At 38.6% G+C, this 24,559-nt stretch carries 19 protein-coding genes and 6 pseudogenes; 7 read left to right on the forward strand and 18 right to left on the reverse strand.

From position 1 onward, the window contains the following. Window positions 1-262 precede the first annotated feature (262 nt). From MSWH1_RS20830 to MSWH1_RS19130, 4 genes and pseudogenes are all read right to left on the reverse strand, one after another. Complete coding sequence (locus MSWH1_RS20830) at window positions 263-424, reverse strand: helicase C-terminal domain-containing protein (protein WP_369798519.1); 162 nt, start codon at window positions 422-424, stop codon at window positions 263-265. A 60-nt stretch (window positions 425-484) separates the two neighbouring features. Beyond that, window positions 485-733: a hypothetical protein gene (locus MSWH1_RS20150; protein ID WP_048128028.1), complete on the reverse strand. Its 249-nt coding sequence runs from the start codon at window positions 731-733 to the stop codon at window positions 485-487. 413 nt (window positions 734-1,146) lie between these two features. Next, a pseudogene (tnpC, locus tag MSWH1_RS09520) lies at window positions 1,147-2,601 on the reverse strand (IS66 family transposase). A 1,421-nt stretch (window positions 2,602-4,022) separates the two neighbouring features. After that, window positions 4,023-4,172, reverse strand: a complete 150-nt coding sequence (locus tag MSWH1_RS19130; protein ID WP_156148137.1) for a DUF3796 domain-containing protein — start codon at window positions 4,170-4,172, stop codon at window positions 4,023-4,025. A gap of 275 nt (window positions 4,173-4,447) precedes the next feature. Between MSWH1_RS19130 and MSWH1_RS18205 the strand changes: the two are divergent. The 4 genes and pseudogenes from MSWH1_RS18205 to MSWH1_RS09535 form a co-directional block, all read left to right on the forward strand. Continuing rightward, a pseudogene (locus MSWH1_RS18205) lies at window positions 4,448-4,636 on the forward strand (DUF4277 domain-containing protein); the annotation flags it as partial. An 11-nt stretch (window positions 4,637-4,647) separates the two neighbouring features. Beyond that, window positions 4,648-5,043 carry a hypothetical protein gene (locus MSWH1_RS09530; protein ID WP_048128032.1) on the forward strand — a complete coding sequence of 132 codons (396 nt, stop codon included), beginning with the start codon at window positions 4,648-4,650 and terminating at the stop codon, window positions 5,041-5,043. A gap of 81 nt (window positions 5,044-5,124) precedes the next feature. Further along, window positions 5,125-5,259, forward strand: coding sequence for a matrixin family metalloprotease (locus tag MSWH1_RS20835; RefSeq protein ID WP_082088093.1), 135 nt, complete (start codon window positions 5,125-5,127; stop codon window positions 5,257-5,259). Window positions 5,260-5,278: 19 nt separating this feature from the next. Continuing rightward, complete coding sequence (locus MSWH1_RS09535; protein WP_048128035.1) at window positions 5,279-5,836, forward strand: hypothetical protein; 558 nt, start codon at window positions 5,279-5,281, stop codon at window positions 5,834-5,836. A 639-nt stretch (window positions 5,837-6,475) separates the two neighbouring features. Here MSWH1_RS09535 and MSWH1_RS09540 read toward each other — a convergent pair. The 3 genes and pseudogenes from MSWH1_RS09540 to tnpC (MSWH1_RS09550) form a co-directional block, all read right to left on the reverse strand. Continuing rightward, window positions 6,476-8,083 (reverse strand): homoserine O-acetyltransferase, encoded by a 1,608-nt coding sequence (locus MSWH1_RS09540; RefSeq protein ID WP_048128036.1) that lies wholly within the window; start codon window positions 8,081-8,083, stop codon window positions 6,476-6,478. A 6-nt stretch (window positions 8,084-8,089) separates the two neighbouring features. After that, window positions 8,090-9,415, reverse strand: a complete 1,326-nt coding sequence (locus MSWH1_RS09545; protein ID WP_082088094.1) for an O-acetylhomoserine aminocarboxypropyltransferase/cysteine synthase family protein — start codon at window positions 9,413-9,415, stop codon at window positions 8,090-8,092. A gap of 281 nt (window positions 9,416-9,696) precedes the next feature. Beyond that, a pseudogene (gene tnpC / locus MSWH1_RS09550) lies at window positions 9,697-11,151 on the reverse strand (IS66 family transposase). Window positions 11,152-11,541: 390 nt separating this feature from the next. Here tnpC (MSWH1_RS09550) and MSWH1_RS09560 point away from each other — a divergent pair. Continuing rightward, a complete protein-coding gene (locus tag MSWH1_RS09560; RefSeq protein ID WP_048128039.1) occupies window positions 11,542-11,865 on the forward strand; it encodes a transcriptional regulator in 324 nt (107 codons plus the stop codon). Between the two features lie 128 nt (window positions 11,866-11,993). Here the strand turns inward: MSWH1_RS09560 and thiE are convergent, their stop codons facing one another. From thiE to tnpB, 7 genes and pseudogenes are all read right to left on the reverse strand, one after another. Beyond that, the gene (gene thiE / locus MSWH1_RS09565) at window positions 11,994-12,692 is read right to left on the reverse strand and encodes a thiamine phosphate synthase (protein WP_052722656.1); all 699 of its coding nucleotides are present in this window, start codon (window positions 12,690-12,692) and stop codon (window positions 11,994-11,996) included. 301 nt (window positions 12,693-12,993) lie between these two features. Beyond that, the gene (gene thiM, locus MSWH1_RS09570) at window positions 12,994-13,779 is read right to left on the reverse strand and encodes a hydroxyethylthiazole kinase (protein WP_048128040.1); all 786 of its coding nucleotides are present in this window, start codon (window positions 13,777-13,779) and stop codon (window positions 12,994-12,996) included. A gap of 270 nt (window positions 13,780-14,049) precedes the next feature. Beyond that, window positions 14,050-15,171, reverse strand: a complete 1,122-nt coding sequence (locus MSWH1_RS09575) for a transposase (RefSeq protein WP_231591709.1) — start codon at window positions 15,169-15,171, stop codon at window positions 14,050-14,052. Window positions 15,172-15,287: 116 nt separating this feature from the next. Further along, window positions 15,288-15,823 (reverse strand): annotated as a pseudogene (gene tnpA, locus MSWH1_RS20840) (IS200/IS605 family transposase). After that, the gene (locus MSWH1_RS09585; protein WP_048128042.1) at window positions 15,807-16,055 is read right to left on the reverse strand and encodes a hypothetical protein; all 249 of its coding nucleotides are present in this window, start codon (window positions 16,053-16,055) and stop codon (window positions 15,807-15,809) included. The pseudogene tnpA (MSWH1_RS20840) and the gene MSWH1_RS09585 overlap by 17 nt, the downstream one beginning before the upstream one ends. A gap of 271 nt (window positions 16,056-16,326) precedes the next feature. After that, the gene (locus tag MSWH1_RS20165) at window positions 16,327-16,836 is read right to left on the reverse strand and encodes a hypothetical protein (RefSeq protein WP_231591712.1); all 510 of its coding nucleotides are present in this window, start codon (window positions 16,834-16,836) and stop codon (window positions 16,327-16,329) included. A gap of 1,224 nt (window positions 16,837-18,060) precedes the next feature. Beyond that, window positions 18,061-19,173: pseudogene (tnpB, locus tag MSWH1_RS09595) on the reverse strand (IS200/IS605 family element RNA-guided endonuclease TnpB). A 46-nt stretch (window positions 19,174-19,219) separates the two neighbouring features. On the opposite strand from tnpB, the pseudogene tnpA (MSWH1_RS09600) reads away from it, so the two are divergent. Beyond that, window positions 19,220-19,615 (forward strand): annotated as a pseudogene (tnpA, locus tag MSWH1_RS09600) (IS200/IS605 family transposase). A gap of 40 nt (window positions 19,616-19,655) precedes the next feature. On the opposite strand, the gene MSWH1_RS09605 reads toward tnpA (MSWH1_RS09600), so the two are convergent. Further along, window positions 19,656-20,807, reverse strand: coding sequence for a PKD domain-containing protein (locus tag MSWH1_RS09605; protein WP_082088096.1), 1,152 nt, complete (start codon window positions 20,805-20,807; stop codon window positions 19,656-19,658). Between the two features lie 974 nt (window positions 20,808-21,781). Then, entirely contained in the window at window positions 21,782-23,044 is a 1,263-nt protein-coding gene (locus tag MSWH1_RS09615; RefSeq protein WP_048128046.1) for a hypothetical protein, read from the reverse strand. 98 nt (window positions 23,045-23,142) lie between these two features. On the opposite strand from MSWH1_RS09615, the gene MSWH1_RS09620 reads away from it, so the two are divergent. Then, on the forward strand, window positions 23,143-23,445 hold the full coding sequence (locus MSWH1_RS09620; RefSeq protein ID WP_048128048.1) for a hypothetical protein: 303 nt from the start codon (window positions 23,143-23,145) through the stop codon (window positions 23,443-23,445). A gap of 41 nt (window positions 23,446-23,486) precedes the next feature. Here the strand turns inward: MSWH1_RS09620 and MSWH1_RS09625 are convergent, their stop codons facing one another. Both MSWH1_RS09625 and MSWH1_RS09630 read right to left on the reverse strand, forming a co-directional pair. Beyond that, a complete protein-coding gene (locus tag MSWH1_RS09625) occupies window positions 23,487-24,035 on the reverse strand; it encodes a ferredoxin-thioredoxin reductase catalytic domain-containing protein (protein ID WP_048128050.1) in 549 nt (182 codons plus the stop codon). Between the two features lie 12 nt (window positions 24,036-24,047). Beyond that, window positions 24,048-24,353 (reverse strand): glutaredoxin family protein, encoded by a 306-nt coding sequence (locus MSWH1_RS09630; protein ID WP_048128052.1) that lies wholly within the window; start codon window positions 24,351-24,353, stop codon window positions 24,048-24,050. Window positions 24,354-24,559: the final 206 nt, after the last annotated feature.

Below are 24,559 nucleotides of genomic sequence, written 5' to 3' on the forward strand. Positions count from 1 at the left end.
ATTACTGTTATCTGAAATATATTTAGGGAATCTGGAATCCAAGGTAAAGGTATAGGCCCAATTTTCCTCTGATCTTATAGACCATCCAATACTCTGGCATACTAAAATAGCAGTTTTGTATTATAGCAGTTTTGTATTTATAAAAAAATGGGTCGTCATCTTTCCTTTTTGGAATGTAAATATCACTTATATTCAGGTACGGGACTTTAATCAAAAATATTTGGGTACGAGACTTTAATCAAAAATATTTGGGTACGGGACTTTAATCAAAAATATTTGGGTACGGGACTTTAATCAAAATTTGAAACCTGGAGGATTCATCTGCAATGTCTACACCTTCTATCATGGAAGGGGTGCAAAGCACGGTGGGTTCTGGGGTTTTTAGATGGTGATTCAGAACTCTGCCCTGAAATGTCGAGCTCATCAATGATTCCTACCGCTTCCTGCACAAGAGACGGCTTGGGGACCATGAACACAGCGTTCTTCATATGCTGCGAAAAAAGCGCTCTCCATCATGAATATTCTTGATGAACGGAAACACAACGTCCCTGACGTGCTTCATCATCTCCTCAGCCGGTTTGTGCTTCCATTCCGACCACCTGCAATCCTCATGCCCCTCATAGATAGAAACGTAAACCTGTCCGTTCACGTTCGCCCACCCCTGCTCCAGCACGTCCATATCCTCAAGCTTTTTCATGGAAAAGAGGTACGACATCTGCTCAATGGACTGCAAAAGATTGGACAGCCCACCACTCCAGAACCTGTCCCAGAAGGCATCTATTTTTTACTTTTTTGGGTGGGAGTCTCATGTGATCACCTGTTGTTAACCTGTTTTGAAGCGTTGGTTTCGGGCATTGGAATTTAAATGTTGTGCTTTGTTGTGGATGTTAGATAGCAGTACTGCTAAAAAATAAGATTAAAGTCGTTGCTTTTTTATACTATTACTTACATATACATAATTGGTCCATAGGGTCAGTCCCAATGTATGAAGAAGACGTACAAAGAAGATATGTGACTTAAATAAGTAATAACTTGACTAAGTAACTTAAATAAGTAATAACTTGACTAAGTAACTTAAATAAGTAATAACGTAACTATTCAGCCACTGATAAAAAAGTATGTTTTTTCAGCAAAATGCTGAAATTCTCAGAATAATAGCGGCGCTCCTTTGAGCGCCGCGAGAATACCGTCTATAACAGGTAAATCGTTCTTTTTAATGGTTGAGATATAAGCTCTAATTCTGCAGAAAGCTTCCGCTCCTTGTATAGTTCTGAAAGTTCCTGATATTTTCTGCTGTAATTTCATCATCCTTATGTCTCTTTCTGCTTGGTTATTCTCAAACGGAACTCTCAAGTCATTGAGGAATCTCAGGATCTGTTTTTTGTTTTCTATAAACCTGTCAAGTAGGTTCCTTGCTTTTGTTTTTGGATTTTTACCACGTTTTCCTTGTTTTTCAGGGTTTAGAGAAGGTGGATTTTCTTCAATCCCTTTCATGACTACAGCATCGAACCTTTCTTCTAACACTTTAATTTGCTCAAAGTCCAGATCTTTGACCTGCTCTTTACACTCATCAGTATACTTTTTCATTTCTGTTAACAGTTCATTCATCTCTTTAGCCCATTGCTGTTTATAGTTCTCCTCAATTCCAGTAAGTTCTCTCTGGAGATGAGCATTGCAAAGAGCATGATCACATTCATAACTGTTATAGGGTTTCCATCCGTCATGAACTGCTATTCCTTTAAACTCTGGAAGAATTCCCATGGCATTAATTGCTTCTGATCCTCTTTTTGAGTGAGCAAAATAACAGGTGTATTTGTCATTAGAAGCTACATGAAGCCAATGCCTTTTTCCTTCAATTTTCATCCCAGTTTCATCACAATGGATTACAGGAGAAGTTATTAACCTCTCCTGACTCACATTTTCAAACTCCTCTAAATTCCGGAAGCATTCTTTTTCTGCTCTGATTATCGTAGCAGAACAGATTTTTATCCCCATAACGTCATCAAAAAACTCTAAAATCCTTTTATAGGGAATAAACTGGTAGTTTTTACAGTAAATTGCTGAAGCTAAAATATTAGGACCATACTGGACGGGATATYTCACAGATTCTGGAAAAGAAGCTTTATTTGATTTTCCACAGTGAGTACAGGTCTTAATCTGACTTYGATGTTCCGTAACAATTAGATTTACAGGAGGAATATCAAAAATTTGTCTTCTCTCATAAGCTTCAACTTCAACATCCTCAAGAGTATGTCCACATTCTTTGCAGCAGGTCAAAGAATGTTCAATTACCTAATCAGGATCATTAACCATATCAAGAGTTGTGCCTGGATGACCTTCTTGACCTCCAGGTTTCTTCCCACTCTTTTTCCGGAGACTCTTGGGATTAGGTTTTTCTTTGACTAAAAAGTCAGTAGAAGGAGGTTTACTGCTGTTTCTGCTATTTTGATTTAAGCGAGATTCTAAAATCCTTACACGTTCTTCTAGTTCAGCAATTCGAATAGCTTGTTCTTCTATGATAGTTTCAAGTCTCTGGATTACAGAAATTACAGCTTCAGGACCAGCTTCATAGATAACGAGGATCTCTTCACGTGTAAGCATAATAACGAAACAAAATAGGATTCAATTTATATGCAATTTTTCCTCGAAAAGAGGAAAAATTGTAGCCTTTCAAAGGCTACCTGAATTGTTACGTAATAACTTGACTAAGTAACTTAAATAAGTAATAACTTGACTAAGTGACTTAAATAAGTAATAACTTGACTAAGTGACTTAACTGGGTAATGACTTAAATAAGTAGTAAATTAACTGAGTACAGAACTAAATTACATAAAATTGGACCAGACCTTATGGATCACTTTAAAAAATCCTAAAAGGCTTTTCTAGTAAATTAACTCCTTATTTTAACTCAAATTCTTTGTTTTAACTCAATTTTGGCTTTGGATTCTAATTCTTTCAGGTTACGATTTCATGCTTGTTTTAGCCCGCAGATGTTGTCAGTTATTTCCATTTTCAGAACCCTACACTCCCACCGGTCGCAGGCGACCGGCCTTTTAAAAAAAGCCATGAAAAAGAACTTTGAAGCCCGAATGAAGAGCTTTTAAGCCTTTCAGGTTTAAGGTTTAGTTGGTAGCTGCTTTGTTGCTTTTACTCCATTTCTTTCTTCTTTTTTGTCTGAAAGCCGCTCTCCTACGTTAGCATGACAAGAGCGGTTCGGTATACCTAATAAGGTTGTACAGGTAAAAATTCATAATTCAGGATTTTGAGCCAATCGTTTTTTTCTTTTTGCACTAAATATCAATCACTTAGGACCTATCCGAAAAGTGGTTACATACTGTAACTTTTACAATATGCAATATGCAAAACCGGGACGGACACTCTGATATTATATACCCATTATGACTTTTCAACATTGCATTACTGACTTTTCAGATAGGCTCTTAATCAAAATTGAAAAGATCAAAAAACATCCGGTGAAAAACAGCAGAAAAGTTAACGTAAGAAGAAACCCAGAGGCACTGCATCCTTACTGCATTCCCCAATACAGTCTTCGAATCTTGTTTATGCTTCCCCAAACATATTAAATTCGAAGAAAGGATCAGCGACCCTCCAGGTGATTCTTTGTGTGGTAGATTATACCCCACCTTATTTTCCAACTCCAGCATATAATAATAAGATAAATTATTTTAAATTAATTACATCAAAAATTGTACCCTAACGAAAAATAATTTGGCGTAAAAAATTTCAAGCTCACTATAGCGCTTTTCTTATGCAATTTTTGTTATTTTCAATGACATTATAATTTTTAATATAATATAATTATTTAATTATATCAAAATTTAAAATAAAATTTAATTTTTCGTATCAATTATGATATATATATTGATGTTGTCATAGATGTACAGATTAAGAGTAGTAGGGTTTCCTCTTAATCTAGGGTTGGATCGCAGGTAGGGCTTGAGAATAGGGACTCAAAACCCTACCATCTACTTCTTAGCTAATTTTCAAAAACATGACTTTTTTTAGAAATTAGTATTCTTTGAAATATTTAAAAAAGATAAAAAAACAAAAAAAGCCACGTATCCTGCCATTTCATAGTTTTCGGTTGCTAGTCCCACTACTCCTTTAATTCCTAAAAATCCAAAGTAGCCTAAATTTTTTTTGTTTTCCATAGTGGAAATAATATTAAAAAATATTTAAAATTTTTTAAAAAAGAATGCATACGTCTTTGGTTAAGTGAGAAATCATGATAAATTGCGTCTATTTCTGCAACAGCTATCCATCCACAACAGCTATCCATTCACAACAGCTATCCATCCACAACAGCTATCCATCCACAACAGCTATCCAGGATTTTAACAGAATATGGGCTGGATAAGATCTGCATTCGGCAGGTTGATGAATAATTAAATATATTCAGCACAATATCTCTTTTTGTGACTTCCACATCCCTAAAAACAGCAACAATAAGTCAAATGCCATAATCAAACGTACTACCTTTTTAGGACATCTTGGAATCATAGTCAGTTTATTCCGTGAACTCGAAGTTGACAAATTGATCAATGAAAAGTTTCCCAAATCACGAGATCACAAAGTTTCTCACGCTAATTGTATACTTGCAATGGTCCTCAATGGTTGGCTTTGGCGATGTTAAGGTATGGAAAAATAGTTACTATACAGATTCCTTTTGCCTTGGTTATGGTTGGCTTTGGCGATGTTAAGGTTTGCGTAATCCTGCCTTTAAATAAGAGGCGAAATAAAATGAAGGAACACAGAATCAAAGTTTTATCGATATTGATCACAATGTTGATCATTAGTTCTATTAGCGTGGCCTCAGCCAATGTCTACGTCTTAGGCTATAGTGCCGTCGATGATGGAGAAATCCGCTACGGAGGAAGTACACAATACACTGATGCTCAAGAGTACTCATTCGACTTATGGAATGATCTCGGTGAAGTCGATATTTTACCAGATACCATTTGGACATATGAAGATGACCAATATGGTGACTATTACAACGAAGATGATGGAATGGTTGGATAATACCATCCTTTATCAACATTCACAGATTTAATCAGATTCAATGAATACTATTTCGACAGTTTCACAGCTAGTTACAAAAAAATGGCTGCTTCACACGAATTAGGGCATGCATTAGGACTTGCCCACAGTAATTCAAACAATATAATGTATGAACATGCAACAAGTAGAACCACACTAGGAGTAGACGATATAGACTCTTATAATTATCTATATTAATTCTACAGGAGTGAAAATAGTGGAAAATAAATTTAATAAGCTACTCGCAGTCTTCGTACTTGCAGCCATCCTAAGTACCATTGTTTATATCGCTCAACCAAATGAAACGGGTGATGATATACAAATCTCCTATGGTACTGCTCTCTATGCTATCAATGTTTCTGATGACCGAGAACTAATTGGTGCTTCAACTGATGCATTCATTGGTAAAGTCATTGAGCAAGTTGGTAACTCCACCGAGCCATATGTCCGTACACATTTCAGCGTTGAGGTCTTAGAAACAATAAAAGGTGATGTTTCAGGAAAAGTTATTGTAAATCAAAGAGGTGGCTTCCAAACCATCAACGATGACACATTTCTGATTCTTACAGAGGGAGATGAACTCCTACAGCCAGGGAAAACCTATTTCTTTTGTACTAAAGGAAACGACGAAAGAGGATATACCTTCATTCCTGTATATGGAAATATTTTAATTAAAACAGAAGAAGATTACCAGAATACGACGAAGAGGTTCCAAAAAGCACTTGTTGAAGAGATTCCTGAAAAACTGCCTAATAAAAGAGAACAACAAGAGTAATTTTTTAGTAATTAAATCACTTACGAATCAAAGTTTATTTAAAAAAGCTATGAATCATGGAGTCGTTTATTTAACCAAAAAACGACTCCATTTTTGGTGCAGGCAGAGCCAGTAAACTGGCTGTGTCTTAAGAACTTCTTAGGGCTCACCGCGAAATAACATAGGCAACTTTTTAGACTGTACTCCACCATTTTCACAAGCAAGCCCACCGATTAAATCCCAACATAATTATGCATTATCCAGGTTATTTCGTAACGAGCCCTAAGAGTGTGAGGGATAAGATTCAAACCCTTGCTCACGCCTCTTATTAGGAGACACTTTCTGCAAAAATTATTTATTAGCAAAGTATGAGGTATGTTTATTTATAAGTCAGTTATCATGTTTCCCTCTATTTTAGCCACCTGATAACAAACTGGCTTATACTCACTTTTTTAGAATATATTTCACCGCTAACTATTTTATCCATATAATCATAAAAATATACTTACGTTGAACTATAAAGCAACTGTCTACTGAGGACTTTAGATTCAATCTATTTTTAAAATTTATTAGAATAACCTGAACTCCGTCACATCTTAATTTCACTACCCGTTTTGACACTTTCACTATTCATCGACTTTTCGGTACTTATGTTTACGTTTACTTAGAAATAAGAGCACTTATGCTTTCGCTCGTAACAATGCCTATTACGCGGTGCTCGGAATCAATGACCGGAAGTGCGGAAATTGAGTAATCTTCCATTATTGAGGACGCTTTCTCAATCCTTTCGTCTTCATATACGTACTTGACATACCGTGTGATAATTTCATCTAGCTCATTGATTTTGCAGGCTACTGCTTTTGTAATGTCCCAGGAGGTAACAATGCCTTCAAGCTTTTCATCCTCTGAAATGACCGGCAGGTGGCTCACACGTTCTTTTACCATGAGTCTTGACGCGTGCTCGATTGTTTCGTCTCTTGAGACCGAATAGAAATTCCGGTTCATCACGTCGCTTACAAGAATCTGCGAGAGGAAGCCCCTTATCAGGTAGTTCAGCTGTCCCTCTTCAAGCAGAAAAGCATCGTGTCCGTATTGAGACCTGATTTCTTCGTACCTGGCATCTATTCCGTTTGCAGTAAGAGCCGATACGATCTCCTGACCCTGGTAAGGGGGATAGAGCCAGTCTGAAGAGATAGAAATTACTAGATACTTTGCAGTAACTCCGGAAAAGCCCTCTATAAGGGAGCCGTTTTTTGCAAGGTCAAAGTAGTCCACGGCTTTTGTAATATACAGGTAAGAATTGGCATCAAAACGCTTTGTAAAATTATCTCCCTGATAATTCAGATAGCTCTCAACCTGAAAGTTTGGAGCGAGGTCAGGGGAGACATCCAGGGAGAGTTCAGGGGAGGCAGCCGGGGAGAGTTCAGACAAATTCGTGCTTGTCGTGCCTGTCGTGTTTTTCATGCCTGCTGCATCCGCATCCCGCTCGAGCCTTCCGAACTTCTCCTGCATTGAAGCGTCACTCAGGTATGTAATATGCCCTATCATGCGTGCAAGGGCCAGGCCCTGTGCAGGGATTTCTTTTCCGTAGTAGTTTCCCTCGTTCCATTTCGGATCATCGGTTATGGCTTTCCTGCCGATTGCTCCAAATGCGATTTGCTGCGGGGTCGTAGAGGCTGTGGTCGCTATTGCAATTGCTTTTTTTACCATATCGGGGTAGTTGACCGTCCACTGGAGCACCTGCATTCCTCCCATGGAGCCGCCCACAACCGCAAAAAGCTGTTTTACTCCGAGGTGCTCGACAAGCTTTTTCTGGGCCTTTACCATATCTGCTATGGTAATTACGGGAAAGGAGATGCCGTAATTTTTTCCGGTTTCAGGGTCTATGGAAGAAGGACCTGTAGAGCCTTTACAGCCGCCCAGTATGTTTGAGCAGATGACACAGTATTTTTCAGTGTCAAACGCTTTATTGGGACCGATTACAATGTCCCACCAGCCGGGTTTTCGCTCACCTGTATGGAAACCGGCAGCATGAGCATCTCCCGTAAGGGCGTGGCAGATCAGGATAACGTTACTCTTATCGGCATTCAGCTTTCCATACATTTCGTACTCTATCCTGACGCTAGAAAGGGTTTTTCCGCTCTCAAGGCTGAAGGTTCCTGGGATTTTATAGTTCATTGAGCGGACTATCCCGATACTCTTGCCTTTTTTTTCCGAAAACAGTTTTTTAGATTTAGATTTAGAAGAACTTACGGAAGAAATTGCCATGTTTACTCAGACCTCGGAAAGTGCCTGTTTGATGTCGAAAATCAGGTCTTTTTCATCCTCGATTCCTATGGAAAGCCTGATGAAGTCTTCAGTTACTCCACATGCCAGCTGTTCTTCTTTTGAAAGCTGTTCATGGGTGGTTGAAGCTGGATGGATTACAAGGCTTTTTGTATCCCCGATATTTGCAAGGTGGGAAAAGATCTCAAGGCTTTCAATAAACGTTTTGCACGCACTAATTCCACCTTTAATTCCAAATCCTATTATCGCACCAGAACCTGATGTGAGGTATTTCTGTGCAAGTTCATGGCTCCTGTGAGACTCAAGGCCAGGATAAGAGACCCAGGAAACTTTCGGATGACCCTCCAGGAACTTTGCAACTGCAAGGGCATTGTCGCAGTGTTTTTTCATTCTCAGGGGGAGGGTCTCAAGCCCCAATATGAACAGGAATGAATTAAAAGGGGAAATGCATGCGCCTGTATCCCTCATGAACTGAACCCTCGCTTTTCCAATAAAAGCTGCCTTTCCGAAAGCTTCCTTATACTTCAGGCCGTGGTATCCAGGGTCGGGGTCGCAGATTTCAGGGAACTTCTCAGGGCTCCAGTCAAAGTTTCCGGAGTCAATAATTACCCCACCTATCGAAGTCCCGTGTCCTCCTATGAATTTTGTTGCAGAACAGACGACTATATCTGCTCCGTGTTCTATTGGCCTCAAGATCAAAGGAGAAACAGTATTGTCCACGACAAGGGGGATTCCTGCTGCATGAGCAATCTCTGCAAGTTTTTCAAGGTCAGCGACGTCCAGTCCCGGGTTTCCTATTGATTCCACATACAGGGCTTTTGTGTTCTCGGTGATTGCATTTTTAAATTCCTCAGGGTTTGTTGAGTTTACGAATTTTACAGTCCTTCCGAGTTTGGGGAACGTATAATTGAAAAGCTCGTAGGTCCCTCCATAGAGCTTGTCCCCTGAAACGATCTCATCTCCGGGTTTTGTAAAAGTTAGAAGACCCGTTGTAATTGCAGCCATCCCTGAGGCTGTTGCAAGGGCGTCTATACCTCCTTCGAGAGCAGCAATTTTATTTTCAAAGACATCGGTTGTAGGGTTCATCAGGCGTGTATAGATATTGCCTTCTTTTCTGAGCCCGAAAAGGTCGGCTGCTTCTTCAGTGTCTTTAAATACATACGCTGCTGTCTGATAAATCGGAACTGACCTTGCTCCTGTAGCTGGATCAGGTTTTGAACCGGCATGTATCGCGAGGGTTGAGATACCCGGGTTTACCAGGCTTCTTCTTTTCAACCCTTTTTCTCCAGTTTGATTTTCGTTTTTGTTTTCCATTTTATTTTGTCTCCAGACCGGGGTTTTCAATTTAGAAGTGAGAATCGAATTCACATAGCTCCGGGTTGCAGCCGGAAGCATAGCCACTCTGTCATTCTGACATACATTTACTTTGTACATACATTCACAATTGTGACGTGATCTTCACAATTGTGATATTTCTATAAAAAAGTATCTCTTAACCGAAAAAAACATTGCCTGGAGTCTAAAATTCAAAAAATAGTTGTAACTATTCAGCCACTGATAAAAAAGTATGTTTTTTCAGCAAAATGCTGAAATTCTCAGAATAATAGCGGCGCTCCTTTGAGCGCCGCGAGAATACCGTCTATAACAGGTAAATCGTTCTTTTTAATGGTTGAGATATAAGCTCTAATTCTGCAGAAAGCTTCCGCTCCTTGTATAGTTCTGAAAGTTCCTGATATTTTCTGCTGTAATTTCATCATCCTTATGTCTCTTTCTGCTTGGTTATTCTCAAACGGAACTCTCAAGTCATTGAGGAATCTCAGGATCTGTTTTTTGTTTTCTATAAACCTGTCAAGTAGGTTCCTTGCTTTTGTTTTTGGATTTTTACCACGTTTTCCTTGTTTTTCAGGGTTTAGAGAAGGTGGATTTTCTTCAATCCCTTTCATGACTACAGCATCGAACCTTTCTTCTAACACTTTAATTTGCTCAAAGTCCAGATCTTTGACCTGCTCTTTACACTCATCAGTATACTTTTTCATTTCTGTTAACAGTTCATTCATCTCTTTAGCCCATTGCTGTTTATAGTTCTCCTCAATTCCAGTAAGTTCTCTCTGGAGATGAGCATTGCAAAGAGCATGATCACATTCATAACTGTTATAGGGTTTCCATCCGTCATGAACTGCTATTCCTTTAAACTCTGGAAGAATTCCCATGGCATTAATTGCTTCTGATCCTCTTTTTGAGTGAGCAAAATAACAGGTGTATTTGTCATTAGAAGCTACATGAAGCCAATGCCTTTTTCCTTCAATTTTCATCCCAGTTTCATCACAATGGATTACAGGAGAAGTTATTAACCTCTCCTGACTCACATTTTCAAACTCCTCTAAATTCCGGAAGCATTCTTTTTCTGCTCTGATTATCGTAGCAGAACAGATTTTTATCCCCATAACGTCATCAAAAAACTCTAAAATCCTTTTGTAGGGAATAAACTGGTAGTTTTTACAGTAAATTGCTGAAGCTAAAATATTAGGACCATACTGGACGGGATATTTCACAGATTCTGGAAAAGAAGCTTTATTTGATTTTCCACAGTGAGTACAGGTCTTAATCTGACTTCGATGTTCCGTAACAATTAGATTTACAGGAGGAATATCAAAAATTTGTCTTCTCTCATAAGCTTCAACTTCAACATCCTCAAGAGTATGTCCACATTCTTTGCAGCAGGTCAAAGAATGTTCAATTACCTAATCAGGATCATTAACCATATCAAGAGTTGTGCCTGGATGACCTTCTTGACCTCCAGGTTTCTTCCCACTCTTTTTCCGGAGACTCTTGGGATTAGGTTTTTCTTTGACTAAAAAATCAGTAGAAGGAGGTTTACTGCTGTTTCTGCTATTTTGATTTAAGCGAGATTCTAAAATCCTTACACGTTCTTCTAGTTCAGCAATTCGAATAGCTTGTTCTTCTATGATAGTTTCAAGTCTCTGGATTACAGAAATTACAGCTTCAGGACCAGCTTCATAGATAACGAGGATCTCTTCACGTGTAAGCATAATAACGAAACAAAATAGGATTCAATTTATATGCAATTTTTCCTCGAAAAGAGGAAAAATTGTAGCCTTTCAAAGGCTACCTGAATTGTTACAAATAGTTTAGAGATTCCTCAATAACCTGACAGTTTCGTTTGATAACAATCAAGCACTAAAAAGAATGACCCGAATGTCAGGGATACTATTCTAGCGGTGCTCAATAGAGCTCCACTATTATCTGAGAATTGCAGTTTTTTGCTGAAAAAGCATATTTCATATGGCTGAATAGTTATTTTTTCATTAGATTATTGCTTCACAGGGCAATCTTATTATTATTTATAGCACTGATAATAAATATATACATACATAGGTTATATTATTCTCAATTGTAAATATCAAAAAGTGATGGTAACTATGGAAACTCCGTGTCAGAAGATTGTGTGGGATCTGGTCCCCGCAATAAGGGCCAGTCTTGCAATCGAACTTGTAAATAAAGGACAGTCACAGGCAGCTTCCGCAAAGTTGCTGGGGATTGCACCTTCGGCAGTTTCCCAGTATATATCGGGAAAAAGAGGATACAGAATTGAGTTCCAGGGTGAAACAAAAAAATTGATTGAAAAACTTGCTCAGGACTTAATCGACAATAAAGTCGACGACTTTGTACCAAGGATCTGCAAGATCTGTACAAGTGCCAGAGGAATTGAGAGCAACTGCAGTAGCACCTGTATTACGGAATAACAGGCAGTTAAAATGAAGAAAGATCAAACGTGATAAAAATAACAAGGAAAAACCAGAAAGTAAGAATATCATAAAAAGTCTGTGAGAATATAATCAGGACAGAATTAAGTTCTGCCTGAAAAATGCACTTATACATTTCTGTTTTTGATTTTTTGAATTATATCTATGAAATCTGCAGTTTCCTTTTTTACATCGTCGCTGCAAACTACTGCAGAAATTGCAACAAGGCTGTCAGCTCCATTTTCAACTACAATTTTGCAGTTTTCTTTATTTATTCCGCCAATAGCTGTTACCGGAATTTTTATCGCATTTTTAACTTCTCTTATTCTGGCAGGACCAATTCCTTTTCCTGCATCTTTTTTAGTAGCAGTATCGAATATGGAGCCCAAACCTACATAATTTGCACCATTTATCTCTGCCTCGATTGCTTCATCAACGGTGTGAACAGTGAGGCCGATTATCTTATCTGCACCCAGAAGTGTTCTTGCAGTTTCAATTGGCATGTCGTCCTGACCTATGTGAACTCCATCCGCGTCAACTGCCAGAGCAACGTCAATCCGGTCGTTTACAAGAAATATTGCTCTTTTGCCGCATATTCTTTTGATTTCAGATGCTTCATTGACCATTTCTTTTGTACTCTTGTTTTTCTCCCGGTACTGAACAATTTTGCAGCCTGCTTCAACTGCTTCTCTTACATCGGATAAAGTCCCTTTCTTTGAGAGTCCGGAGTCTGTTACAAGGTAAAAGTCAATCTCTTTTAAAAGGGAAATTTTCCGGGGAAGATTTTTTTGATTGAAATTTTTCGGATTGGAGTTTTTCTGATCCATAATGCTTCAGCCCATTCATTGTACGTGTTTAAAAATAATTCGGATCCACTTAATAAATAAATTAATCAGGAGCCAACTCATAAATTATTGATAATATACTAATCAGCTTTTCTGTGCCCGATATTTATATTGTCATGTATTCAAAGGTGGCAGGCTCCATTCGCCAGGGTGCTGGACGAAAATGATCGAAAGACGCCATTCGAGATGGCATGGCAGGTGCACAGCAAAGGTTCACCAGCAGGGTGCCCGAATAGTATTCGTACCGGTTAAGCAAACCGGGGGTAAGTCCCTTTTTCCAGCTTCATCTTTCTTCGACATTCCTCATACATTTTATTTTCTCATCTGACAGGTTGAACACTTCATCATACAGGTGAACCTTAAAACTTCCGGGTCCGTTTGATTTTACAGCTGCAAGTTCTCCTGCAACTCCGAAGTAACATAAGGCATCTTTGGCAGCATTGCAATAATCCCGATTGACCGCAGCAAATAAACCTATTATTGAGGCAGCCATGCAGCCGGTCCCGACAATTGAACCCATCAATTCATGCCCGTTCTTCACAATAAATGTCCTGTTTCCGTCGCTTACTATGTCTTCCTTTCCTGTCATTACCACTACACATGATTCTGATTTTGCGAATGCTTCTGCAACTTTCTCGGGGTCGGCATTGATTGAGGTAGCTTCAACCCCCTTTGTTTCAGCGTTTTCACCTGCCAGTTTTGCAATTTCGGAGTAATTGCCTTTGATGATGTCAATACGGGCCGAACCAAGGATTTTTGCAGCCATTTCATCCCTGAATTTCGTAGCCCCAACACCGACCGCATCAAGTACCACCGGAATATTCCTTTCGTTTGCAGCGGTAGCGGAAAGGAGCATGGAATCTATAATATCGGATGTCAGGGTCCCGATATTGAGTACGAGAGCCGATGAGATCCTTGTCATGTCGGCACATTCTTCAGGGGCATGAGCCATTACAGGAAGCGCGCCAAAAGCTCTCGTCATATTTGCACAGTCGTAAATAGTTACCCAGTTGGTAATGTGATGAATCAGGGGTTTTGTTTCCCTTATTGTTTTTAGTGGCTCGTTCATCAGTATTCCTCAATAGACATTTTGAATTGTACGCGTTTATTTGCATCAAAGCCTTGCTTCTGGAAAAAGAGCAGGGCTCTAAAATAAGCATCAGGGTTTGGAATAAGCATCTGTAGTATAATTCGTGATAAGTACTACAGTATAAGCACAAGGTAGCACTGAAACTTTCAGTTAAACCTGTAGTACCCGTAATAAAGCATTAAGGACTCATAAGTGAACTACCCCGCCCTGTTTTCTGATGAAAGCGAGGACGGAGCTTCCTTCGAGTGATTACGTCACCTGGATATTTGCAGTGATGCAAGTATCCATCTGTAATCCTGTTTGTCGAAGATTATCAGAAAATTTCTGATAGCCTGTCCACAAAGCATTCTGTGATAAGAACTGTTTCATGATGTTGATAGCACTATTTCTATCCCTATCAATAACGTTTCCACAATCACATTTCATAGTTCTTTCCCAAAGAGGTATGTTGTGTCTTTTTCCACAGACACAGCACTCCTTTGATGTATAAGCTTCATCAATTCTTATCACTCTTTTACCTGTAAGCTCTGCTTTGTAGGTCAAGAATTCGATGATACGAGAAAGGTATCCTTGATTCCGGGTTGATCTACTCTGAGAACGTTTTCTTTTTCCAGTTACTTTCTTTGATTGAGCCATACTTTTTACGTTAAGATCACCAACAATTATTTTATTGGCTCTGGTGTTTTCAATCATGGTTTTAGAAAACTTATGTTGAAAGTCTTTGATCTGATTAGACTTTTTTGCTTCCATCTTTCTATATGTTTTGTGCAGTCGATTCCATCTATTACTTCCTTTTTTACAATGATCTTTTCTGGATTTGATTGTATCTATTTTAGTATTCCAGTATTGATCTGAACGTGGTGTTTTAACTTCAAAGAATTTTCCTTGAGTGTTTACTGCTGTTACTATTTTCGTGATTCCTAAATCTATTGCTTGATACAAATCGTTATCAACATACTCTGTTATAGGACTTATAGGATTTTCATCATATGTTATTGATACAAAGAAATTTCCTCTACCCTTGTATGGATCATCATTGTAGATTTCTATCTGCTTGATTGTCAATAAATCACAGGCGTTTCCGACTTCAAAAGATAATGGGATTTCATTTGCCTTATGAAAGAAACTAAGTTTTTCACTATTGATTTTGAATCCACTTTGATTGTAAACCAACGTCATAAAGTATTTTCCACTTCTGAACTTTGGTGGTCTTGCAGATTTAGCACCATTTTTCCAGAATGAGAAGAATGATTTGTAATTAGCATCAAGCTTTTTCAATACCGATTGCAGTACTTTGGAATACACTATATTGTACTGAGGGTATTTTTCTTTCAATGCTGGAAGATGATTCTGTTGTTCTATATATTTCACACTTCTTTGTTCAGTTTCTTATCTAGTTTCCCATGAGTCTTTTTCTTTTGGCTAAAGCGAAATTATAGAGGCATCTACACTGTTCAGATAATTGTCAAAGAACATCTACTTGTTCTTCAGTTGGATTGATCTTTATCTTCTTCGTCAGATGCATATTTACCTTGATTCTCCACACATTGCTTCAGTATATCTAAGGTTACTTGTCCTTCTAAGGTTACTTGTCCTTCTAAGGTTACTTGTCCTTCTAAGGTTACTTGTCCTTCTATGGTTATTTGTCCTGTCGATTCGATAAAATACGATCTTGACCAGAATGTATCTTTCCATAACATAGTTTTTACTTCAGGGAAGTTTTTACGAATCTCCCTTGAAGTTATTGTTTTATGGTGTTGATATACTTTGGAATATCAAGCGAAGGTTTTGCTGAAAATAATAAATGAAAATGGTCTTTGTCACACTCGATATTCAGCACTTCAACATCAAATGTTTCACTTATGTTATGGATTTTTGTTTTGAGAAAATCAACAACTAAAGGGTTCGTTAGAGCTTTTCTTCTATATTTCACGCATTGAACGAAATGATTATTCATCCCCCACCTGTCGCTAACGCTCCGAGGAAGGGGACTTCCCGCCTTAGAGTTAAAAATGCTCCTCATTTTTGATCCATTCCGTGTATAAAAACCCTGTTACAAATTCTTCAAGCATCGTCGGACTTGCCATTGCGATCAGAGCATGGTGTCCGTTAACAAAAACCGCAAGAGTCACATCCATTACAACATCATGTGATGACGGGACCATTGATCCGTTATCACATTTTATGCAGAAGACCGTTGTGCCTTCCTTCCCACCAATACAACCGCTGATCGAATTATGAGTCTCCTGAAGCATCACAGGTGTTTTATCTGGGTTGCAACCCTTGTTAGCCTGTGTATCTCTCTGGCCATGTTAGCGCGGTACTTAAACTTGAAGAAATTTATATAAGTAAATGAAATTCACAATTGTTAATGTGGTGGAAAAGGAACTTATCGGTAAAATACTTTTTGTCCCAAAAACGAATGCATTATCTTACAAAAAGAATATTTCTGAAAGCTAAATACAATTCTAAAAATCAAATAATTGCTTGAATCATTTATGACTCAAAATTTGAACCCCTTTTGATTCAAAATACATGAACAGCAGCTGCTTTAAAATATAACCAGACACTGGTTCCTATAGAAATATTGAGTTCATTTATAGAAATATTGAGTTCATTTATAGAAATATTGAGTTCATTTATAGAGATATTGAGTTCATTAAGAAATTCACGAGTTATAAAAACAGTGAAGAATTCTCCGGTATCTACTAATAATTTGATAAGTGATCCGGTGTCAATTATGCCATAAACTTTACCCTGAATTCTATTTCTGGCACTGGTTTGTACCTTTTCCCTGGATACTGTTATTTCATCAGGGCGTACCGTGAAATTAACTTTATCCTTTTTTTCAGTCAAAGTAAACACAGTTATCGAATCTGTTTTTATTCTTGCCAGACCATCCGAACTCTGCTCAATTTCCCCATTCATTACATTTTCAATACCAACAAAATCAGCCACAAGCCTGTTTTTCGGTTTCCTGAATATCTTTCCAGGCGTTCCGGATTGCAGAATCTGCCCGTTATAAAGTATAATCATCCTGTCTGCAAGCTTTTGGTCCTGTGAAAGGTCATGAGTGGTCAGTATAATGGTTGTTTCGGATTCACGGTTAATTTTCAGGATTAATTCCTCAAGTTTCTTCTTAGATATGGGGTCAAGATTTGCAGTCGGTTCATTCAGCAATAGTAGCTTGGGATCTGTACTCGTAACCCGGAAGACCTATCAACTCAAGGAGTTCTCTAATCCTCCCGTCATATTCTCTTTTCTTCCCCTGATTTTCAAACCATAAGCAATATTATCATAAACGCTGGCCTTAAAAACGAGAGGTTTTTGGAAAAACATCCCAATTTACCGTCTTATGTCCAGCCGGGCATTACTGGATTCATTAGCATCGGTACCTTCAAAATATATAGTTCCGGAGGACGGTTTTTCCAGTAAATCAATTTACCTGAGCAGCACAGTTTTTTCGAATCCGGTTGGTCCAACAAAAATCAAGTATTACGGCACTCATTATAGCATAACGGGATTCTTTTATGATGAGAACTATTTTTTTATGACGGCAACTGTTTTTTTATGATGATAACTATTGTTTGATACGTGCTGGCCCCGAGAGATATTGCCAATTCTTTTATCTGGGCGCTAACCCCACAAGAGCAGTGACAGTAAATCTGATGAGAATAGGTAGTATTAGCAACGTCTGCCCTATTATTATTCCCGTAGGAGTAAAAAAAGGTTTAAAAATCTGAAAGATCCCTGTTGAGATATCATTAGGAAAAGAAAAAGCCTAACCAAAACTGTAGGAATGCTGTAAAAAGTTTAAATGAGATTTATTAAGGTTTTTTTCCTCGAAATTTTCTGGCCCTACAATCCAGAAATAATTATATGCTATTTCTGTACGATCTGTACTAAATCCATTTCGAGCAGTAGCTATTTTTTGTGGTGCTTTGTGGGAATAAAAAATAAGGAATAATTTTAAAATCTCACTTTTATACCTTTTTGAGTAAAAAATATAATTTAGAGGATTTCCCCAGAGCCCTTTTTATCCCAGAGCCCTTTTTATCCCAGAGCCCTTTTTCTTGCACTTATTTTACACTTATCGTAGCTACCTTCGAATCCGTACTGTTTGTGTTGCTTACTGTCAAACAGACTGTATAGTTTCCAGCTAGTGAACTACCACTCAGCTAAAGACTGAGTGGCTTCTTGGTTCATTCCTCCCTCTATTGAGGGCAAGTCCCCAAGCTCATCCCCGTAGTCCCTACGGTGTCATAATCCAATTAGATTCTGATCTATGAGAGCGAATTTTTTGATATTGATAGCGGCATTAATGTCTCTATCGTGTTTGGTTTTACAGTCTGGACAAATCCATTCTCTGTCTTTTAGCTGAAGCTCTTTATTGTGGTATCCACACACACTACATAGCTTAGAAGAGGGTTCAAATTGTCCTATTCTCAGGACGGTTTTTCCAAACCATTGAGCCTTATATTCCAACTTTGTTACAAAACTACTCCACGAAGAATCACTTATAGCCTGTGCTAAGTGATGATTCTTAACCATGCCTTTAACATTTAGAGTTTCCAGAGCTACAGCTTGGTTTTCGCTAACAAGTCTAAAAGAGAGTTTGTTCTGGAAGTCATTTCTCTGATTTGTTATTTTGTCATGGAGTACAGCAAGTCTTCGTTTAGCTTTTGCCCTGTTCTTAGAGCCTTTCTGTTTCCTTGAGACTCTTTTCTGTAATACTTTGAGCCTTTTAAGAGAGTTTTTCAAGTACTTTGGATTCTCAACCTTTTCTCCTGTTGAAAGGACAGAAAAGTCTTTGATACCTACATCAATTCCTACTGTTGTTGATTCTGTGAAAGCTTCCTTTACTGGAAGTTATTTTCCATCTTCAACAAGGATACTGATGTAGTAATGTCCATTACATGTCCTTGATAACGTAGCCGTTTTAGGTTCTCCTTCAAACTTCCTGTGAAGAACTGCTTTAATTGGTTCTATTTTAGGAAGCTTAATAGTATTATTTTCAAAGTTTACAGTGTAGTGTTGAGGTACAGGGAAAGACTGTATCGGATTCTTTTTTGATTTGAACTTTGGAAACCCTGTTTTCTCTCTAAAGAATCTAGTGAAAGCGGATTCAACCTGCTTAGTCATCCCCTGTAATGATTGAGAGTTAACTTCTCCTAACCACTCATTAGAAGCCTTTAGAGTAGGAATTAATTTGTTTAAGTCAAATCTGGAAATTGATTCCCCTGTCTGCTCATAAGTTTTAATTTTCTGGTCAAGTGCCCAATTATAGACAAATCTACAGCTACCTATATGCTGATTCAATTGAATAGCTTGTGTAGTTGTAGGATAGAGTCTAAATTTGAACGCTTGCATCATACAAAGGTATCATATGCTTTAACAACATGCGTACTTTTTGTTAAATATGAAGTATGAAACACGGAACCATAGCAAATTTTTGTTAATGTATCATGTTATTTTTGTTTGCAAATACCGAAAAGTCATACTTGAACCAATTAGCGAAGAACTCAAACAGATTATGAGTGGCATTTCAAAAGAGTCTAACTTTGAAATCCTTGAAATGGAAACTGGCAAAGACCATATTCATTTCTTGATCAAGAGTGAGCCGAAAGTTAGCGTTTTGTCAATTGTCAGAAAATTGAAACAAGAATATACTAACAGGTTATGGAAAACTCAAAAAGAATATCTGAAAAAGTATTATTGGGGTGAGAATACGTTATAGAGTGATGGTTATTTTGCGTCTACTATTGGAAATGTGAGTAAAGAGGCGGCAGAATATTACATACGGAATCAAGGTTGAAGTTGACGCTTATATCCCCTGAGCTAAAGACTCAGGGGTTTTACGCTTCTTCATATAAATAGGTATGAACCGTGTCCTGCTCGTTTGAAACCTCTCCATCCCCGAAGTCCCAGTACCATGCATCCGGGGTTCCTAAACTGGTGTCATTAAAAGAGACGTTCAAAGCTGTGTTTTCCACACTAACATTGGCGGTGAAATTGGCGGTGAAATTGGCGGTGAAATTGGCGGTGAGATTACTCGATGTATTTGAGAGGTCATAAAGATAAATATCTCTTGCTTCACAATATTCCGGATTATTGCGGCAATCTGCATAGACGATTTTATCGCCGTAAACAGACGGGCTGAATGCAAGGGTACTGTTAGTTATGCGGGTCGTCCTGGCAGCGGAAATCTCATACATGTAGATGTCTTTATTGCCCCCACTATAAGGGTCGCCTATCGTATACACTATCAGGTTCCCGTAGATTGCAGGCTGGTATGCACTTACATTACTGGTGACCTGAGTTGTGTTGTTTGAAGCGATATCATGCATGTATACGTTGCCTGATTCTGTCCATACCACGACATTTCCGAAGATGTCGAGTTTGGGCTCAGGTGTTGAGATATTTGCAGTTGCTATTTTTCCTGTTTCCTGAGTGGATATATCATATAGGTAAATATCATAAGCACTGCTGTTATTCTTCTGCGCCCACACTACTTTGTTCCCGTATATGGCAGGAAAGTTGTAAACCGTAGCGATTCGGGTTTCATTGTGAGTATTGAGGTCGTAAAGGTAAATCCCGTCATTCTGGTGGTCCTGCCCATAATAGTAGTTATTGGTATAGACTATGTAGTTTCCGTAAATATCAGGACCGCGTCGTCCGGATGCTATCAGAGTTTCATTCCCTGTGGAAATGTCATACATATAAACAGTTTCACTATCTCCGGTCCATACCACCTTATCCCCGTATGCATTAATTTCACCTCCTGCTGAATTCCCTGTGATATTTATCCGGTTTCCTGCAGTCAGATCGTAAGCATGTACATCATTTCCGGCACACTCTGTCCAGAAAACATAGTTCTTATATATTGCTGTGCGCTGTGTTAATCGCTCATCCTGTGTGAGCTGAGTTTCCGTTCCAGCCGATACAACTGCAACCAGTAAAATAAAAATTAAAATAAAAATAGATATTGATCCAGCTTTATTTTTCATATCCAGCCCCCCAATGTACCATTGAAAAGAGTCTAACAGCTTTCTGATTTAGTTTTACACCATATATTAGTTATTTTGTATTAAAATATATGTATATATGCATAATTTTTTGATTGATAGGTAACCTGTTTATTGTCCATTTCCCGAATTGCGCCTCAGGATCGCAGGAAATCGGAGATATTCTGGGAGTTGCAATGTAATCACAACAGTAAGCGGTCTGTTTCGCTGCGCTTAAGAAGACTAATTGATTAATCCATACAACAATATTCGCTATATCGTGTCGTTCTTGTCCTGCTCGACACAGGAGAGTGGCAGTCCCAAAAATGAGAAGGAAGAAGAGAATAAGCCTGCAAGTAAGATTTATCTGACACCTTCAAAGAAATAACATAAATTAAAAGTGATAGGAGAAATGATAACTATCTGCTTCTTTTGCTTTTTCTGCTTTTTTCCTTTTATGAAGGGTCGCCAGACAAAGCTGGCGGGGGCACTGATATTTATTGTTAATTTTAATGAGGTTTCCCAGGTCAAGAAAAGTATTCGTCTGTTTTTTGCGTTGCAGACCTGACAGGACCAGCCTGCAAGAAGCAGAACAAAAAGACAAGATCCTAGTTCGGATATCCGGAGAATTTCAATTGATTAATACGGGACCACCATCTGTTTAGAAAGCTAAAAAAGGTGAAATAATCAGCATCAACAGCAAAAGAATTGAGAGTCAGCAGAGGATGTAACCTGCCGACCTCCGGTGAAAAACCCTGAGCCGAACTGCTGGTGGCATTTAGAGCTTATCGGTAGCAGTGTCATCTGTATATGATATTTGTTTATGTTATCTGTTTATGTTATTTGTTTATGTTATCTGTTTATGTTATTTGTTTATGTTATTTGTTTATGTTATTTGTTTATGTTATTTGTTTATGTTATTTGTTTATGTTATTTGTTTATGTTATTTGTTTATGTTATTTGTTTATGTTATTTGTTTATGTTATCTGTCTGTCTTCTCCGTTTGTATTATCCGTTGTGTTCTCGTTCGTGTCCTCCATCCTTAACTGGTAGAAGTGGTACTCGTATGGCTGCCAGGTATCATTGATGGTTCCGTCTGTAACAGTCACGGTTCTGTTCTCCCATAAGACATCATACGTTCCATCTGGCACGCCGATAATTGTTGCATTATTTGCCTTGCCGTTTGCTTCGGTAAAATCAAGCATACTTGATGATGCAATTAATTTTCTGCCATCCACATCTGTAAATATGTAGGCTGTAACCGCATCGATTGTATCGCCAGGATCTGAAGTTATATTTGTCCTGCCACTGGTTACGTTTGTTGTCAGGAATGTCCGGTTTCCTTCCAGAATCCATGGCCAGACCTGTTCATATTTCGGCTTAAAGCTTGCCCATCCGGTATAGCCCGGGGTATCGGCTGCATATTTGTAAGCGTATGAGAAAACACCCTGAGCTCCACCTAAGATTCCCATCACAATCTGACTTTCATGCCGGTCAGCCACTTTTTTCGCAGTATTCAAATCCGGGTCGGAAGCATTCACCTCAATAGCCTGACCAAATGCTTCTGTTGCTACATATACTGTTTTCCCTGCGTTTTTCCAATCCGGGGCATTGGCAATAAGATTCCCATATACCCAAGCGTGCGGGCGTTCAGGATGAAATTTTGTGTAGGTCGTGAAGTAACAAACATCCAGCCCCGGAATAAATTCTTTATTATCAAGTCCGGTTTGCATATCCCCTAAATAATCGCCAGCAATTGCATTGGAAAAGTATTTCTTCATAGCTGTGCGCATGGCGATAAGCGTTGAAGGACTTCCTTCCTCGTCAGGAAAATAGACCCCATAGAAATCATTATCAGTAACGCCCATATCCTTGACTGATTTCCAAAAACTTTCAGAAGCCATTTGCGGGCCGCTGGTAGCTACTAAATATTTAGAAATTCCCAGCTCTTTACCTTTATTAATGTTATCAACAAACTGTTGTGGAGTTATGGAAGTCCTCCATCCAAAGTGGACAAGCGTAGCGTTATCTGTTAAAAATTGAGTACCCGTCTCCCATCCCATCATTCCGTATGCCGGGGCTGTACCACGCGGATACGGAAATCCATTATTTGCTGATGAGTTATTATCCGAAGCATTTTCTTCGCCAGATGCCAGTGCAGCACATGAACTGATAATTAATAAACAAATCATGACTGCTGAAGCCAAAAATGTTAAGGATAAATTATCCTTATTTTTCATCTATTTCCATCCCCCATTTCCGATCTGGTTGTGTATGTGAGTTATCCTGTAATTAGTATAAAATTAGATGATATTTATAATTACAGGAGAATGCTACATTGATAAAGAACTTATTCGAAAAGTGGAATGATTGCTATGTAAGGTTAATGTATCCTATTCTCTGCAGATCGACATTTAATTTTTTTAGGACTTACACACTTGAAGAATGGCATTTCCTTACAAGGTTAAAGAATAATCGTTTGGTAAATTCTGACAACAAAGGAAATGTGCTACTTGAAACAGTAGATATTCCTCCAAAAGGACGGAGGTTCACCTCAAAGCATATGGATTCTGAAAAATTAATTTTAAAAAATTCCCTTGAAAAAGGGAATTTTTATCGGGAAAATCCCAACAATTCTTGAGGAAAAATTCTGGAAAAATTCCTTGATATTTCATGCAGTAATTACATGAACCGTTCAAATCTTTCCTTTTTCGCCTTACAGATAGGACAGACCCCTGGAGCCTCTTCCATGGCACAGAGATATCCGCAAACCTTACATCTCCATACCGGCTTTGAAAGTTTCCCAGAAAATTCCATAGTTTCCATCATCTCCACTCTTGCAGGTTCCTCGGCTCTGGCAGCTTCTCTTTCCTCGCGAGGAGGACGCCTTTCCGGAATAGACTCAACTTCTCTTTCTTCTCGAATAACCTCGTCCGAAACATAGAGTGCGCAGTAACAGGCTCCATAATCGTTAAGATCAGGGTCCCTGTAGTAGCAGGGACAGATGATATCAAGGTCTTCCTCTTTATTTCCTGAAGCCAGTCTGCAAGGGCAGGCCCAGTAACCGTAACGCTCCTCATTGGTCAGCAGCCCACGCACAAGATCTTTTGTGAACTCGACATCAGGGTTCAGGTGGTAGCCTGATTTCTCAACTTCCTGTTTCAACCGCTTATAGGCAGTGTCCACTTTTTCTTCAGATATGCCTTCTTCGTCAGCTTTCTCTTCTTTCAACCCAATTCCCCCTCAAAAGCCAAGGGCTTCACGGATTTGTTTTTCCTTAAAACCCACAATTGCTTTTTCGTCATTTATAATAGTTGTCGGAAAAGAAACTGAGGGATTAAAAAGTCTTAACTTCTCAACGGCTTCGTTTTCGTCCTCTTCTTCCAGCCTGTCCACATAAACGTACTCAAAATCCACTCCAAGATCGATGAGCAGTTTCTTTGTTTTTTTACACCATACACAGGTGCTCAGCCCATACATTACGACATTACCCCTATCAATCCCGGAAACATGCTTTCCTTTATCTGTGTCCTGGTTAAAGATATTCATTATATAAACCCCCTGGAAATGATTAAGTTAGGTGTACACCCAGTTGTTTTGTTCAAACCAGCTTGTTGCTCTGGACATCTGGCAATAAAGAAAAAAAACTGCCAGATAGTAGATTTTAGATTAAAGATATTATAAACTCCTTATCAGAAAATGTCAGATAAAGTATATAAAATTGAGATATAACTCTCCATGGCTGCACGTCCTCT

Source organism: Methanosarcina sp. WH1 (assembly GCF_000970005.1).
In the GTDB taxonomy this organism is placed as follows: Archaea; Halobacteriota; Methanosarcinia; order Methanosarcinales; family Methanosarcinaceae; genus Methanosarcina.